Consider the following 14,837-nt stretch of genomic DNA (forward strand, 5'->3'; position numbering starts at 1 on the left):
GCGACGGGCTCTCGCCCACCCCATACCTGTCAGAGCAATTTAGATGCCAAACTTTTTGACCCGTTATGGGGCACAGCCGTCGCCTTTGCAGTCGGTTCTACCCCGCCGTAGGAGGCACCGGCCCAGTAATGTTCCACCGGATGAACTCGACTTCCTTCCCGGTGACTTCCCGCAACGCGTTTAACAGCACCTCATGCACGACGCGCGTCTGCCTGAATCCGATTCTGCCTGAATCCGATTCTGCCTGCCGATCACCGCGCGCAGTTCGGGTTCTCCCCCCTCGCGCTTCACGGATTCGATGAACATCAGTTCGCCGAGCCCGTGATGCTCCAAATATTCCAAGTTTGCTGTCTTTTATGACACGCTCGCGACCTGGGTGGATGCCCCAACCCCGGTGAACGTGTTCCGGACCCTGACGGACTTGTAGACGTAGGCGACCCAGAGCCCTGTCAGCACAAACGAGACTATCGGGGCCACCAGCGCGTCGCCTGCGAGCACCAGGCTCACCGGAACGCCCAGAACTGACGCAACCCAGATCGTGTCCAGGATGAAAACGACAGGGATCGCCAGCCACTGGAGCAGAAACAATTGCGGAAAGCGGTGGCTTCGCCGCAGCATCGAAACGAGCACAACCAGCTGAAGCGCCAGAAATGCCAGATTGAGAGCAAGTTCGCCATACACCGCCAGGGGTCCGTTCGGGAGGGTCATGAGTTGCTGGTAGCCGTCGGCCGAATTGGCGAAGTCGGCAAGTGTGCGCAACGGTGATAACGTCTGACCGATCGCCAGCAGCATTAACCAGCCGCCGAAGCCCACAAGAGCCTCGGGATTCTGCGACGGCTTCGCGGCTGATCGAACAGCAAAGAAAACAGGCACGCCGATCAACAGCAGCAAGATCGCCCAATGCCAGATAGAAAACGTCCCCATTTACCCCTCCCCCGTTTTTGCTCCTATAAGTTGTATCAGGTTTTAAATTCAACTCAAGAGCCGACATGCATCTGAAACCAGGTCTTATGCGGAAGCAACGCTTTCTCCTGCCCTTTCCTGCCACTCACACCGCAATCGCCGCCACCAGAATCCTGTTCTGCCTCCGTACCGCCGCCCGCAATTCCGCAATCCTCGCCGCATCGCGCTTCACGAATTCGATGAACATCATGTTCATGTTGTTGAAGATCAGTTCGCCGAGCGCTGCCCCGTCGATGTCCTGCCGCACAAGGCCGAGCGCTTGCAGGCGGACGATCAGGGCGCGGATCTGTTCGGTTAGAGCACGGTCGAGCGCGGTGTAGGCCTGGCCGAACGGGCTATCGGGCAGTTGCGTTGAGATCGCCATCGCCTGCCGCCACATCTCCTTGCTGAGATAGTGCAGCGAATGCTCGATATAGATGCCGATCAGCGTGTCCAGCGCGTCGCCGACATTGGCCGGCGGCCTGGCGACGACGCCCTGCCCGGCATTGAGCACCTCGTTGACCTCCAGCGAGACGATGGCGCCGAGGATGTCGCCCTTGTTTTCATAGTAATTGTAGATGGTGCCGACCGAGACCTCGGCCTGGGCGGCGATCGCCTCGATCTTGGCGCCTTCGTAGCCGGCCTCGCGAAACAGTTCCGCCGCCGCCTCGATGATGCGTCGGTGCCGGTCTGCCTTTTGCCTTGCCCGCAATCCGCTCATGTCAGCCTCTTGCCATAAAAACAGAATTGACTCAATTTTAGAATTGGTTCAATTTTTTGCAAGAAGCCACAAAGGCAAGGGAGAACACTCGATGTCACACACAGCCAGCAATCCGCTTTCCATCCTGAGGACCCGTTTGCGCACAGCTGCCGCAGCCGCGGCGCTGCTGCTTTCGACGGGCGCGCAGGCCGCCGACCTCAACGCGCTGATCTGGTGCGATCATGCCGATCCGGCCTTGCTGCAGCCGTTCGAGGAGGCCAATGGCGTCAAGGTCAACGTCAAGGAGTTCGAGGGCACCGGCGCTGGGCTGGCCATCGTCGAGCAGTCGCAGCCGGGCGATTGGGACGTGATGGTGATCGACAGCATCGACGTGCCGCGCGGCGTCGAAAAGGGTCTGTTCGAGCCATTGCCGGACGACAAATTGCCGTTGGCCGATCTGTTCCCGCAGGTGAAGATGGACGGCTCCACCGTCGTCGGCGGCAAGCGCTACGGCATCACCGAAAAGTTCGGCTACAACACGATCGGCTACAACAAGACCAAGGTTGACCCCGCCGACATGCAGTCGATGGCAGCACTCACCGGCGACAAGTACAAGGGCAAGGTCGCCATCTACGACTACTACCTGCCGGTCATCGGCATGGCCGCGCTCGCGATCGGCAAGAAGACGGCCGAGCTCACCGAAGCCGACCTGCCTGCCCTCAAGGAAGAGCTCTTGAAGATGAAGGCCAATGCCAAACTGGTCGGCGAAGTGACCGCCAGCCAGACGGCGCTTGCGACCGGCGAGGTCGACATATTGGTCGGCGGCGGCGAATGGGTGACGGCGGGCCTGGCCAAGGAAAACCCGGCGCTCGACTTCTCCATCCCCAAGGAGGGTGCGGTGCTGTGGTCGCAGTCGCTGGCCATGTTCAAGGATTCCAAGAACAAGGACATGGCGCTGAAGTTCATCCAGTACATTATGAGCCCGGAGGGCCAGGCGCGCCTTGCCACCTCCTCCTGCTACTGGGGCATGCCGGCGAACACCAAGGCGGCTCTGACCGACGACCAGAAGAAGGTTTTGCGCTTCGACGAGCAGCCGGGCTTCCTGGCGCGCGCCCAGGCCTATCCGGCGCCGAACGCCGATCTCGACAAGAAGATGCAGGATATGTGGACCGAAATGCTGCAGGCAAAATGAGCCGATACCGCTCATGAGCACCTCGGCAAACAACCTCCCCAGGGCGGGCTCTGCTCTGCCCCGGGCGGGCCGTGCTCTGCCCCGGGCGAGTTCTACTCTGCCCTGGGCGCTGGTCACGCCGGCGCTCGGCTGGACGCTGTTGTTCTTCGTGCTGCCCTTCATCGCCATGGGGGTTTCCAGCCTGACGGCGCATGAGGGCGGCGGCTTCACGCTGTCCAATTACAGCCAGTTCTTCACCAACCCGTCCTACTGGCGGGCGATGGTGAACTCGCTGCAGGTGACCGTGATCGTCACGGTGATTTCGGTGCTGCTCGCCTATCCCTTTGCCTGGATCCTCGCCGAACAGGTGCCGGAGCGCTGGCAGCGGCTGGCGCTGATGCTGGCGGTGCTGCCGTTCTGGACATCCTATGTCGTGCGCTCCTACTCGTGGCTGCTGGTGCTGGCGCAGAATGGCGTCGTCAACCGGGCGCTGACCGGCTCGGGCCTGTTCAGCGAGCCGCTGCAGCTCGCCAACACCCGTTTCGCCACCGTCACCGGCTTCGTGCACTTCTTCGTCATGCTGTTGACGCTGACCATCTTTGCCAACCTCAAGCAGCTCAGTCCGAGCTATCGCAAGGCAGCCGCCGATCTCGGCGCCGGGCCGGTGCGCACCTTCCTGCATGTCGTGCTGCCGCTGACCTTGCCCGGCATCATGGTCGGCGCCTTCCTGACCTTCGTGCTGTGCATCGGCGACTACATCACGCCGCAGATCCTGGGTGGCAACAACGAGCTGCTGATGCCGCAGCTGGTGATGATGCAGATCGGCCGGCGCGGCGACTTTCCGCTGGCCTCGGCGCTGTCGATCATCCTGATGGCGGTGGTCACCATTGCCTACCTCGCCTGCGCCCGCTGGCTGAAGATCAAGCGGGCCTGAGATGCGCAGGATTGTCCGCATCGCCTCCTGGCTCTACGCCGTCCTGATCTACGGCTTCATCTTCCTGCCGGTGATCGTGCTGGTGCTGTTTTCACTGCAGGCGACGTCGTTTCCGATCCCGCCCTTCACCGGCCCATCGCTGCGCTGGTACGACGCGGTGCTCTCCGACGTCAGGCTGACCTCGGCGCTGGTCAATTCGCTGCTGGTGGCGTCCATCTCGTCGCTCGCCGCCGCCACGCTCGGTTTCCTATCCGCCTGGGGCTTTGCCCGTTTCGTCCTGCCGGGCTCCGGCCTGCTGCGCGGGCTGATCACGCTGCCGCTGACGGTCAGCTATCTCATCATCGGCATGGGGCTGCTGGTGCTGTTCAACTGGGCCGGCTTGCCGAAATCGCTGCTTGCGGCAGGGATCGGCCATGTCGTGATCAACCTGCCGCTGTGCTTTGCCATCATCTACAGCCAGATGGGCGACCACCAGATCAACATCGAACGCGCCGCGCGCGACCTCGGCGCGCCGGAATGGAAGGTGCTGCTGTTGATCACCGTGCCGGTCATGGCGCCGGCCATCTTCGCCGGCTTCTTCCTGTCGATGACCTTCTCCTGGGACGAGTTCGTGATCTCCTTCCTGCTCACCCGCTTCGACACCACGCTGCCGGTCGAAATCTGGAACCTGCTGCGTTCCGGCCTCAACCCGAAGACCAACGCCGTCGGCTCGCTGGTTTTCGCCGTTTCCATCGTGCTGGTCGTGCTGTTCGAATTGACATTGCTGCGCAGGAGAAAGGCATGACTGCGCCTTTGGTCGATATTCGCTCCGTCTCGCATCGCTTCGGCCAGCATACGGTGCTGAAGGACGTTTCGCTGCAGATCGAGCCCGGCAGCTACACGATCCTGCTCGGGCCCTCGGGCTCCGGCAAGACGACGCTACTGTCCATTCTGGGCGGCTTCGTCACGCCCAGCGAAGGCAAGGTGTTCATCCGTGGCGAGGACTGCACGTCCGTGCCGCCGGCCAAGCGCCCGACGACGACGGTGTTCCAGGACTATGCGCTGTTCCCGCATATGAGTGTCGGCAGCAATGTCGGCTTCGGCCTGCGCATGCAGGGGGTCGATGGCGCGACGCGGGCGGCAAAGGCGCGCGCGGCGCTGGCCCTGGTTGGTCTCGCCGCTGCTTTCGACAAGAAACCGCACCAGCTTTCCGGCGGCCAGCGGCAGCGCGTAGCTCTGGCGCGGGCGCTGGTGATCGAGCCGGCGGTGCTTCTGCTCGACGAGCCGCTCGGCGCGCTCGACCTCAAATTGCGCCGGCAGATGCAGGACGAGTTGAAAGCAATCCAGAAGCGCGTCGGCACCGCCTTCATCCACGTCACCCACGACCAGGAAGAAGCGATGGCGCTGGCCGACCATTGCGTGGTGATGAATGACGGGCGCATCGAGGACGAAGGCCCGCCCGAGCGCGTCTACGCACGGCCGGCGACACGCTTTTCGGCGACCTTCATGGGCGAAAGCACGATCCTTGCCGGCACGGTCACGGAGGCCGGGGACCGGACAGGCACTGTCGCGACGCCGGTCGGGCCGGTCTCGGTACCCGGCGCCTTGCCGGTGGGCTCTGGCGTTGTGCTGGCCATACGACCGGAGCATCTTGTGCTCGGCACGGCTGCAGGCAGCGTCAAACTCGGTACTGCCAGAGTGAGCGACATCGTTTTCCAGGGCAGCTTCAAACGCGTGCTCGCCGTCTCCGTCGAAGACCCCTCGCTTCACTTCATCGCCAGGCTGCCCGCGATAGCTACCGTCCGGCCGGGCGACACGGTTGCCGTTTCGTGCGATACCGACCAGATCATTCTGCTGACGGATTGAAATGGGCACGCTCGCGGTCATCGAGGCACCAGACTGGTACGAGACCATCCGCATGAGCGATGGCGTGACCTTGATCCACGAGCCATGGATAAAACCGTTCTTCCGCTGCAACATGTGGCATGTGCGCGGCCGCGACCGCGATCTCCTCTTCGACACTGGGCTCGGCCATTTCAGCCTTCGGCGTCATGTGCCGCTGGTCAGCGAGCGCAAGCTGATTTGCGTCGCCAGCCATACGCATTTCGACCATATCGGCTGCCATCACGAATTTGCGGACCGCTGCGTACACGCCGCCGAGGCCGACATCCTCGCCGATCCGCGCAACGAATGGACGGCAGCCGGCACCTATGCGACCGACGAGATGTTCGATCGCATGCCGCAAGGCTGGGACACGGCGCGCTACGGCATTTTACCCGCACCCGCCGGCCGTCTGCTCGACCATGGCGATATCGTCGATCTCGGCGACCGGGCCTTCGAGGTGATCCACACGCCCGGCCATTCACCCGGCGGCATCGCGCTTTACGAAAACAGGACGGGCATCCTGTTATCCGGCGACATCATCTATGACGGCCCGCTGATCGACGACGTCTACCACTCGGTTGTCGGTGACTATGTCGCCACGCTGCTGTGTATGCGCGACCTCGATGTCTCGGTGGTGCATGGCGGCCATTTCCCCAGCTTCGGCAAGGTGCGCTACCGCCAGCTTGTCGACGAGTATCTGGAACAGAAGCGGCAGGCAGGCTGCCATCTGCGGCAGCCCTGAAAGCGGTTAGCGCATCAGTTCGAAATGCCGCGGAAACGCCTGATGCAGCAGGAGCAGCATGGTCTTGCGCAGCACGTTGGTGTCACGGCTGGACGGATTGAGATGATCCCAATACCAGGCGCCATGAACCAGATAGTTCAGGCTCTCCGACAGCGTGTCGATGTCGACGCCGGTATAACCGCCGCTGCGCGAAATCTCGATCAGCAGCTCGCGCGCCTCGGCGGTGTAGGCGAGATCGCTCGGAAGGCCGATCTCGTCGTAGATCTGCATGCTCTTGCGGTCGCTGGAGAACACGACAAAGACCGAAACCCATTTCGGGTGCTGGCGGGCGAAACGTTGCGCGCAATCGACCGCGCCCAGGGCCCGCTCAACCGGAGACAGGCCGGGCGCCCGCACCAACGTCACCCACAGCTCGTCATAGCGATCGCTGAGATACTGCAGGACGGCGCGAAACAGGTTCTCCTTGCTGCGAAAATGGAAGACGACCAGGGCATTGGACGAGCCGACATGTTCGGCGATGCGCTGCATGGTGACGCTTGCCAGCCCCTCCTCCGCGATGAGCTCGATGGTGGCGTCGATGATCCGCTGCACGCTGGCTTCGCCGCGTTCGCGCCGACGGTCCTTGGGCGGCGCGGCATCGTTTGCCGCACTTCCATTCTTCGCCATTGCGCCTTTGCGTTTTGCCGCCGCGGCCTTTTGTTGCGCCATCTTCGTCCAGCTCCTTTCGGACCTTCTGGCGGCGATCACCGGCGCCGCCACGGATCCGTCTATTCGAGATGTCCGGCGCCGGCTCACCACAACCGAGACCGCGGATCAAGCACCGGTGCGGCAAGGGCCGCAGCGCCCTGTTATAGCGACGGGCGCGTTTCGGCGTTTGTGTACCACTGCCCCTTGGCCGTCTCATAGGCCATGGCCGCGCGGAAAACATCGGCATCGCAATAGGTGCGGCCAACGATCTGGATGCCTGTCGGCACGCCGCTTGCCGCCCGGCCCGAAGGGATGGACAGAACCGGACAACGGCTCATCATGTTGAACGGCGTCGTCATCACCCAGCCAAGCGACGGGTTCACCTGCTTGCCGTTGATCTCGACCGTGCCCGTGGTCTGATCGAACTCCGCCGGCACGGAGGGAAGCGCGTTGGTCGGGCAGACCAGCACATCATAAGTCTCAAGCAGCGGCCCCAGCGTCTGGTACATCCTGGCCGCCACATCGAGGGTTCCGACAAAATCCGTGGCTTTGGACTTTTGCCCGTCCTCGGCGAACTGCCTGGCATAGGTCGTCATGTCCTTGCCGTGCTCGTTGAGCAGCTGCGACAGCGAGGCGCCAAAGAGATGTTCAAGATAAGCCATGCCGGCCTTGAGCACGTCGTCGCCCCAGCCCAAATCGACTTCCTCGACCGTGGCGCCAAGCGAGCGGAACACATCGCAGGCGGCAAGCGTGTTCTTGCGCACATCGGGATCAACCTCGAAAGAACCAAGGTCCATCGAGAAAGCAATCTTCCAGCCCTTGATCGGCTTGTAGTCGAGCGGCAGACGCAGTTTTGGGCGCAGCGTGGCGATGTCGAGCGGGCTTGGTCCGGCCATCACATTCTGCAGCAGGATCGCATCCCCAACGTTTCGCGCCAGCGGCCCGGTGTGGCAGTAAAAATCGAGGTTGAAGGGCGGCTCGTCCGGATTGCGGCCGTGGGGCGGCTTGAAGCCGACAAGGCCGCAGGCCGAAGCCGGAATGCGGATCGATCCGGCAATGTCCGAGCCGGTGGCGATCGACGATGTGCCGGAAGCCAGCGTCGCCGCCGCGCCGCCGGACGAACCGCCCGGTGTGAAATCCGGATTCCACGGATTGCGCGTCACGCCCCAGCGCCTCGACCAAGTATAGCCGGCGCAGCTGAATTCGGGCGTCGCCGTGCGGGCATGCACGATGCCTCCGGCCTTGATGATGCGTTCATTCATCGTCGAGGTATGGCCGCCGATGGCGTCTTTCGACAGCAGCGAGCCATGCGAGGTCGGCTTGCCCTTGATGTAGCTCTCGTCCTTGATGCCGATCGGCAGCCCCTCGAGCGCCCCGGTCCGGGCGCCCCTGGCGTATTTCGCCTCGGCCTTCCCAGCCAGATCCATCGCCTCGTCGAAATGCGTGAAGGTGAAGCAGTTGATCGTCGCCTTGGTTGCCTCTGCGCGGCGGATGGTGGCCTGCATCAGTTCGACGGGCGAAAGCTTCTTCGCCTTGAACAGCCGCAGCGCCTCGCTGGCCGGCATGTAGCAAAGGTCGAGATCGGTCATGGGAAGTCTCCTACGATCTGCGCATCGCGTTTGGCATGGACGGGAGATGACCGCGCCGCATGCAGCGGCGCGGGAAGGTCATTTCATTTCTGCAGGTCGGTCCAGATCTTCGTGTAGAGCGCCTGCACATCCGGCGGGCAGGCCTGCATGAACTGACCCTTGGCGGCGAACTCGGCGGGAATGTTGACTTCCGGCGCGGTCTTCATGTCGTCGGGCATGAAGGCTTCCGAGCCCTTGATGCCGTTCGAATAACGCGCAAAGGCTGAGATCAGCGCCGCATTCTGCGGATCCATGATGAAGTTCTGGAACAGCTTGGCGTTGTCGACATTCTTGGCGTCCTTGAGGACAGCGACATTGTCCATCCAGATCGGATAGCCTTCCTTGGGATAGCCATAGACGATCTTGTCGTTCTCAAGCCGCTCGCGCAGCGATATGCCGTTCCAGTTGACGCCCGCGGCGATGTCGCCCCTGCCCAGACCATCGACAGCCGCATAGTCGAGCGAAAGCCATTTCGCCTTCGCCTCCACCAGCTTGTCATGCACCTTTTTCAGCATCTGCATGTCGCTGCTGCAATATTTGCCACCCTCGTAAGCAATGGCGAGGAACATGATGTCACCCATTTCGGGTACGACATTGATCTTGCCGACGAGTTCGGGGGGTGGGTCGAGGAAGATCGCCGATGTGTTCGGGTCGCCGGCATAAACCGACTTGTTCACCGAAATGCCGGTCGTGCCCCACTGCCATGGAACGGTATATTTACGGCCTGGATCGAATGGAACATCGACCCATCTGGGATCGACGTTTTTGAAGTTTTCCATCTTGTTGGGATCGGTCTCCAAGAGCAGACCTTCGCTGATCCAGACCGGCACGACGCTCGCCGAGGGCACGACGATGTCATAGCCGGAGGCGCCCTGCCGGACCTTGGCCAAGGCGGTGTCGTTGGAATCATAGTCGGTGACGGTGACCTTGACCTTGTAGGTCTCTTCGAACTTCTTGATCAGGTCGGGGCTGGTGTAGTTGCCCCAATTGTAGATGTTGAGCTCGCCTTCGGCACGGGCCACGCCCGTGACAGTCAGCAACGACAGGCCGATGGCCGTCGCGGTCAGTTTCCAGTTCATGCTGCATGCTCCCATTGTTGGGACCGGCGGCACTACGGCCCCAAGTCCGTTTCCTGCTGACGAAAAGATGGCCGCGACAATGCCGATCGACGGCACGAGAAAGGCCGTCGACATCGCATTTGCGGCGCGCCGGCAACGGCAAGCCGCATGGCAGTCAAGATATTCCCCCCTTTATTGTGGCCATTCACCGGCTGGAACCCGGCTGTCCAACTCAATTCTCGACCTCAGGAATAACTATGACTAAACATACAGTCAATATCTTATCGTGGATACGGCCATGGCTCGCCCATTGATGCGCCCGATGCGGTGGTGACTCAGTGAGCAGCCAGGAAAGAGGTTTAGCCGCGATGCCGGACGCGTCAGGCCGTTGAGGCCGAAATGCTCGCGGCCGCAATTCGCGGTGGCCGACCGGCCACTGCTTTTAAGGAGAGAAACTGCCGCGCGATGTCGCGCACCGAAGCGGCCGCCAATGCCGCCGGTCCTCCGAAAGGATGATCAGGTTACAGCGCTACAGCGCCCTTTGCGGACATGGCGCTCCGGCTGCGTCACCACAGCGCGACGCCGTGGGCTGCGGCCGGAAGCTCGTTTCTTCGGACTGGCGCACCAGTTCGGCAAAGAGCAGCGCGAAGCTTCCCAGCATCAGAAAGACGATGATCAGGCGTGTTACCGGCAATATGTCGGCCTCGACTGGCTAGCCCCCACGCCACCCATCCACTGCCGGCTAACATGACCGATCCGGCTTTACGAGACTTTAAGGCCGGTCTTAACCATCACATTCGCGTAGCCTTTGACATGATACGCGAACGGCAAGCCCGCATCCGCCGTCCTGCGGCCGCCTTGCCATCCGGCATGGGTCGCATCCGGGATGACAGCTCCCTTTGCAGACGTACCCCGCCCATGCTACCCCGGCGCTGGCGCGGCCCTGCCGCTGCCAATCGGTCGTCATCGGGGAGCCATGAGCAAAGCCGCCAGCCGCATCGCCTTCGTCTCGTCCGACACCGCTGACGCCAAGACGGCGCTGGAAAGCCTGTCGGCGCGCTATGGCCAGTCTTCCGTCGAGGAGGCCGGGATCGTCGTTGCCCTTGGGGGTGACGGCTTCCTGCTGCAGACCCTGCGCGACACGATGGGGACCGGCAAGAAGGTCTACGGCATGAACCGCGGCACCATCGGCTTCCTGATGAACGAGTATCGTTCCGGTGGCCTGACGGAGCGTCTCGAAGCCGCCGTCGCCGAGACGATCCGCCCGCTGGAGATGCTGGCCGTGACCTCGGAAGGCGAAACGATTTCGGCACTGGCGATCAACGAGGTGGCGCTGTGGCGTCAATCGTACCAGACGGCCAAGATCCGCATCACCGTCGACGAACAGGTACGGCTTGAGGAACTGAACTGCGACGGCGTCATGATCGCAACCCCGGCCGGGTCCACCGCCTACAATCTTTCGGCGCACGGACCGATCCTGCCGCTCGACGCGCCGCTGCTGGCGCTGACCCCGGTCAGCCCGTTTCGCCCGCGCCGCTGGCGCGGCGCGCTGCTCTCCAACAAGGCGACCGTACGCTTCGACATCCGCGAGCCGGAAAAGCGGCCGGTGAACGCCGCCGCCGACCATACCGAGGTCAAGGCGGTGACCTCGGTAACGGTGCGAGAATCACCCACGGCGACAGCAACGTTGTTGTTCGATCCCAATCATTCCTGGAACGAGCGTATTCTCGCCGAACAGTTCCGCTATTGAGCCGGCGCTGCGGCCGACAGGTCGATTAAGCATCCCGATTAAGGTTACAACTTCACAATCGTGCCATTGCTGCCCGTTTCTGTTGACAAATCGAGGGCTTGCTCCTAATTGCAATACCAATCTTGCAGGCGCGTGGCGCTTGCCGCGACAGACGCCATTAGACGCCGTTGCGCTTCCCCGAACCAGCCAAAGACAACAACACTTGTCCTCAGACACCACGACCGCTCAAGAAGCGTTGACCTTCGCAGACCTCGGCCTGTCGCCGAAGGTCCTTTCCGCAGTCACCGACGCCGGCTATACCCAGCCGACGCCGATCCAGGCTGGTGCGATCCCACACGCCTTGCTCGGCAAGGATATTCTGGGCATCGCCCAGACCGGCACTGGCAAGACGGCTTCCTTCGTGCTGCCGATGCTGACCCGCCTCGAAAACGGCCGAGCCCGCGCCCGTATGCCGCGCACGCTGATCCTGGAGCCGACGCGCGAACTCGCCGCGCAGGTCGAAGAGAATTTCATCCGATACGGCAAGAACCACAAGCTCAACATCGCGCTCTTGATCGGCGGTGTCTCATTCGACGAACAGAACAAGAAGCTGGAGCGCGGCGTCGACGTGCTGATCGCGACGCCCGGCCGCCTGCTCGACCACCGCGAGCGCGGCAAGCTGTTGCTCAACGGTGTCGAGATCCTCGTCATCGACGAAGCAGACCGCATGCTCGACATGGGCTTCATCCCCGATATCGAGCGCATCTGCGAGATGATCCCGTTCACCAGGCAGACGCTGTTCTTCTCGGCGACGATGCCGCCGGAAATCACCAAGCTGACCGAGAAATTCCTGCACGCGCCGGTGCGCGTCGAGGTCTCGAAGGCAGCATCCGCGGCGACCAACATTATCCAGCGGCTGGTCAAATCAGGCTCCAAGCCATGGGACAAGCGCGAGACGCTGCGCAATCTGATCAAGGCCGAAGACGCGGAGCTGAAGAACGCCATCATCTTCTGCAACCGCAAGGTTGAAGTGGCGGAGCTGTTCCGCTCGCTGCTGAAATATGATTTCGACGCCGGTGCGCTGCATGGTGACATGGACCAGCGCGCGCGCATGCAGATGCTGGCCAATTTCCGCGACGGCAAGCTGCGCTACCTCGTCGCTTCCGACGTCGCCGCGCGCGGCTTGGACATCCCCGATGTCAGCCACGTCTTCAACTATGACGTGCCGATCCACGCCGAGGACTATGTCCACCGTATCGGCCGTACCGGCCGCGCCGGACGCTCCGGAAAATCCTTCACCATCGCGACCAAATCGGACACCAAATACATCGATGCCATCGAACGTCTGATCGGCAACAAGATCGAGTGGCATGACGGCGACTTGTCGACGGTTGTTGCCAGCGAAGGCGGCGAGGATGATGCTCCGCGCCGTGGCAAGGGCGCACCGCGCCGCGCCGGCCGCAAGGACGACGATCGCGGCAGGGAAAAGGGCGGCGAGCGCAAACCGCGCGAACGCCACGCCAAGCGCAGCGAAGACACGGCACCGGAAACAGTCCGCGAGGATCAGCCGGTGGCCGAGGCCGCAGCCGCCGACGTCGGCGAACGGCGCTCGCGCAAGGAAGCGATCCGTTCGGAAAACACCGAGCGCAAATCATCCGATCGCAATGAACAGCGCGCACCGGAACGCGGCGACACGAGGCCGCAGCGCGACAACAGCCGCCCTGCCCGCCAACGACACCAGGAAGACAACGATTCCACCGTCGGCTTCGGCGATGACATGCCGGCCTTCATGCGGATCGTCGCCAAGGTCTGATTCCCGACCGCTTCAAAGGCAAGCCAGCCATCCGGCTTGTCTTCTCGGCAAAGGTTCCTGCCTGACTCGCCCGTTACATCGGCCCAGGCATCATCTTGGTCGGTTTTTCCAGCATCGGAAACTCGGCCTTGTTGCATTTCACGTTCGGATTCGTCGGACTGAACATGCCGTTCGGATTGTCCCCGAGCCAGGCATGCAGGTCGTAGTGGACGAACTCCTTCGGGATGAGAGGGTAGTGCCCCTCCATAGGCCCCATGAAGGTCTGGCCAAACAGCTTCGGGGGTTCCTTGATGTCCGGCGTCAGAGGCACCAGCCATTCCACGCCGACCAACTTCAGGCCTTTCTTGGTCGGCTCGTAGATCAGCACGTTTGGCCTCATCGGATCGAGCTTCTGGCCGACACTCGGGACATTGACGAAGTGGATACCCATGGCGCCCTTCGGGTAGTCCATCGCACCCGCTATCTTTTCTCCGCTGTAGTAGACGCAGCCGACCGTCGACAGATAGAGGTCGCGGACGGCGACGGTGTAATCGTCATATTTGGCGAGCGATTTTTTCAAGGCTTCGATGTCGGCCTTGTTGGCGTCCTCGGCCCGAGCCGAAGCAACGTTCAGCCACGCGCCCACCAAACCTGTCAAAACGAGGACGCCGCAGCGCCCAAGGCTGGCTGTTCTTGTCATGCATTCCTCCCAGATTTCTGATCTGGCCGTGCAAGACCGAGGCGGAAAAATGCTGATTGCGCGGCCAGTGACACCGCCTCATCCCCTCAGGAACAGCGATGATGCTATTCCTTTCCATAGCTGCGGGAAAGCTATATTTTAGCAATAGCTAATCCAACAACGCCAATATCCGTACAAACAAAAACGGCCCCCCATGGGAGCCGTTTCGCATTGGTTTGCCGTGCAAATCAGGTGAGCGGCGACAGCTGGATCTCGACGCGGCGGTTCTGGGCGCGGCCTTCGGACGTGGCATTGGATGCGACCGGGCGCGTCTTGCCGAAGCCGGTGACTGCGAAGCGGCGCTGATCCACGCCCTGACCGGACAGATAGTTCGCGACCGCCAGAGCACGACGCTGCGACAGATCGAAATTGTGCTGGTCGCCACCGGTCGAATCGGTGTGGCCGAACACGTCGACCGTGGTCTGCTTGAACTTCTTCAGCACCAGCGCGACAGAGTTCAGGACCTGGTAGAAGCCGGGCTTCACCGCATCCTGATCCGAGTTGAAGGTGATGTCGGACGGCATATTGAGAATGATCTGGTCGCCGCTGCGGGTGACGCTGACACCGGTGCCCTCGAGCTGCCGGCGCAGTTCGGCCTCGTTCTGGTCCATGGTGGCGCCGATGGCGCCGCCGGCCAGCGCGCCGATGCCGGCGCCGATCAGTGCGTTGCGGCGGTCGTTGCCGCCGGCAAGCAGGCCAAGGCTGGCACCCGCCAAGGCGCCAAGGCCGGCGCCGGCCGCCGTGTTGGAAATCTTCTGGTCGCCCGTATACGGATCAGTGGTGGTGCAGGCGCTCACGAGCACAGCCGTCGCCACGACGACGAGCACAGTCTTTTTCATAGGATAGTCCCTC

14 protein-coding genes are annotated in these 14,837 nt (G+C 62.2%); 7 read left to right on the forward strand and 7 right to left on the reverse strand.

The features are described 5' to 3' along the window. Positions 1-354: 354 nt before the first annotated feature. Complete coding sequence (locus tag NKH95_RS14370; protein ID WP_128305852.1) at positions 355-924, reverse strand: DUF2569 family protein; 570 nt, start codon at positions 922-924, stop codon at positions 355-357. Positions 925-1,048: 124 nt separating this feature from the next. Next, positions 1,049-1,663: a TetR/AcrR family transcriptional regulator gene (locus tag NKH95_RS14375; protein ID WP_352629460.1), complete on the reverse strand. Its 615-nt coding sequence runs from the start codon at positions 1,661-1,663 to the stop codon at positions 1,049-1,051. Between the two features lie 91 nt (positions 1,664-1,754). Here NKH95_RS14375 and NKH95_RS14380 point away from each other — a divergent pair, with 91 nt between their 5' ends. From NKH95_RS14380 to NKH95_RS14400, 5 genes are read left to right on the forward strand one after another with little or no spacing between them, the layout of a single operon-like run. Continuing rightward, on the forward strand, positions 1,755-2,834 hold the full coding sequence (locus tag NKH95_RS14380; protein ID WP_352751402.1) for a polyamine ABC transporter substrate-binding protein: 1,080 nt from the start codon (positions 1,755-1,757) through the stop codon (positions 2,832-2,834). A gap of 13 nt (positions 2,835-2,847) precedes the next feature. Continuing rightward, positions 2,848-3,747 (forward strand): ABC transporter permease, encoded by a 900-nt coding sequence (locus tag NKH95_RS14385; RefSeq protein ID WP_352891840.1) that lies wholly within the window; start codon positions 2,848-2,850, stop codon positions 3,745-3,747. Position 3,748: 1 nt separating this feature from the next. Next, the gene (locus NKH95_RS14390; protein ID WP_352439947.1) at positions 3,749-4,531 is read left to right on the forward strand and encodes an ABC transporter permease; all 783 of its coding nucleotides are present in this window, start codon (positions 3,749-3,751) and stop codon (positions 4,529-4,531) included. Continuing rightward, on the forward strand, positions 4,528-5,592 hold the full coding sequence (locus NKH95_RS14395; RefSeq protein WP_352439946.1) for an ABC transporter ATP-binding protein: 1,065 nt from the start codon (positions 4,528-4,530) through the stop codon (positions 5,590-5,592). Before NKH95_RS14390 ends, NKH95_RS14395 begins: the two co-directional genes overlap by 4 nt. Before the next feature lies 1 nt (position 5,593). After that, complete coding sequence (locus tag NKH95_RS14400; RefSeq protein ID WP_352795102.1) at positions 5,594-6,352, forward strand: MBL fold metallo-hydrolase; 759 nt, start codon at positions 5,594-5,596, stop codon at positions 6,350-6,352. Between the two features lie 6 nt (positions 6,353-6,358). Here NKH95_RS14400 and NKH95_RS14405 read toward each other — a convergent pair whose 3' ends face one another. The 3 genes from NKH95_RS14405 to NKH95_RS14415 all read right to left on the reverse strand — a co-directional run bounded on the left by NKH95_RS14405 (position 6,359) and on the right by NKH95_RS14415 (position 9,746). Next, the gene (locus tag NKH95_RS14405; protein ID WP_352751394.1) at positions 6,359-7,060 is read right to left on the reverse strand and encodes a TetR/AcrR family transcriptional regulator; all 702 of its coding nucleotides are present in this window, start codon (positions 7,058-7,060) and stop codon (positions 6,359-6,361) included. Positions 7,061-7,200: 140 nt separating this feature from the next. Further along, positions 7,201-8,628: an amidase gene (locus NKH95_RS14410; RefSeq protein ID WP_352891843.1), complete on the reverse strand. Its 1,428-nt coding sequence runs from the start codon at positions 8,626-8,628 to the stop codon at positions 7,201-7,203. A gap of 83 nt (positions 8,629-8,711) precedes the next feature. After that, the gene (locus tag NKH95_RS14415; protein WP_023812115.1) at positions 8,712-9,746 is read right to left on the reverse strand and encodes an extracellular solute-binding protein; all 1,035 of its coding nucleotides are present in this window, start codon (positions 9,744-9,746) and stop codon (positions 8,712-8,714) included. A gap of 955 nt (positions 9,747-10,701) precedes the next feature. Between NKH95_RS14415 and NKH95_RS14420 the strand changes: the two genes are divergently transcribed. Continuing rightward, complete coding sequence (locus NKH95_RS14420) at positions 10,702-11,475, forward strand: NAD kinase (protein WP_023812117.1); 774 nt, start codon at positions 10,702-10,704, stop codon at positions 11,473-11,475. A 202-nt stretch (positions 11,476-11,677) separates the two neighbouring features. Further along, positions 11,678-13,267, forward strand: coding sequence for a DEAD/DEAH box helicase (locus NKH95_RS14425; protein ID WP_352439940.1), 1,590 nt, complete (start codon positions 11,678-11,680; stop codon positions 13,265-13,267). 73 nt (positions 13,268-13,340) lie between these two features. On the opposite strand, the gene NKH95_RS14430 is transcribed toward NKH95_RS14425, so the two are convergent. After that, complete coding sequence (locus NKH95_RS14430; RefSeq protein WP_023812119.1) at positions 13,341-13,946, reverse strand: hypothetical protein; 606 nt, start codon at positions 13,944-13,946, stop codon at positions 13,341-13,343. A gap of 227 nt (positions 13,947-14,173) precedes the next feature. Next, on the reverse strand, positions 14,174-14,824 hold the full coding sequence (locus NKH95_RS14435; protein WP_023812120.1) for a YiaD family glycine zipper/OmpA-like lipoprotein: 651 nt from the start codon (positions 14,822-14,824) through the stop codon (positions 14,174-14,176). Positions 14,825-14,837: the final 13 nt, after the last annotated feature.

It is taken from the genome of Mesorhizobium sp. M0848 (genome assembly GCF_040319805.1).
In the GTDB taxonomy this organism is placed as follows: Bacteria; Pseudomonadota; Alphaproteobacteria; order Rhizobiales; family Rhizobiaceae; genus Mesorhizobium.

Bases quoted from the DNA above. Each gene is read 5' to 3' on its own strand.
- NKH95_RS14370 (WP_128305852.1), bottom strand. From the start codon at position 924: ATGGGGACGTTTTCTATCTGGCATTGGGCGATCTTGCTGCTGTTGATC.
- NKH95_RS14375 (WP_352629460.1), bottom strand. From the start codon at position 1,663: ATGAGCGGATTGCGGGCAAGGCAAAAGGCAGACCGGCACCGACGCATC.
- NKH95_RS14380 (WP_352751402.1), top strand. From the start codon at position 1,755: ATGTCACACACAGCCAGCAATCCGCTTTCCATCCTGAGGACCCGTTTG.
- NKH95_RS14385 (WP_352891840.1), top strand. From the start codon at position 2,848: ATGAGCACCTCGGCAAACAACCTCCCCAGGGCGGGCTCTGCTCTGCCC.
- NKH95_RS14390 (WP_352439947.1), top strand. From the start codon at position 3,749: ATGCGCAGGATTGTCCGCATCGCCTCCTGGCTCTACGCCGTCCTGATC.
- NKH95_RS14395 (WP_352439946.1), top strand. From the start codon at position 4,528: ATGACTGCGCCTTTGGTCGATATTCGCTCCGTCTCGCATCGCTTCGGC.
- NKH95_RS14400 (WP_352795102.1), top strand. From the start codon at position 5,594: ATGGGCACGCTCGCGGTCATCGAGGCACCAGACTGGTACGAGACCATC.
- NKH95_RS14405 (WP_352751394.1), bottom strand. From the start codon at position 7,060: ATGGCGCAACAAAAGGCCGCGGCGGCAAAACGCAAAGGCGCAATGGCG.
- NKH95_RS14410 (WP_352891843.1), bottom strand. From the start codon at position 8,628: ATGACCGATCTCGACCTTTGCTACATGCCGGCCAGCGAGGCGCTGCGG.
- NKH95_RS14415 (WP_023812115.1), bottom strand. From the start codon at position 9,746: ATGAACTGGAAACTGACCGCGACGGCCATCGGCCTGTCGTTGCTGACT.
- NKH95_RS14420 (WP_023812117.1), top strand. From the start codon at position 10,702: ATGAGCAAAGCCGCCAGCCGCATCGCCTTCGTCTCGTCCGACACCGCT.
- NKH95_RS14430 (WP_023812119.1), bottom strand. From the start codon at position 13,946: ATGACAAGAACAGCCAGCCTTGGGCGCTGCGGCGTCCTCGTTTTGACA.
- NKH95_RS14435 (WP_023812120.1), bottom strand. From the start codon at position 14,824: ATGAAAAAGACTGTGCTCGTCGTCGTGGCGACGGCTGTGCTCGTGAGC.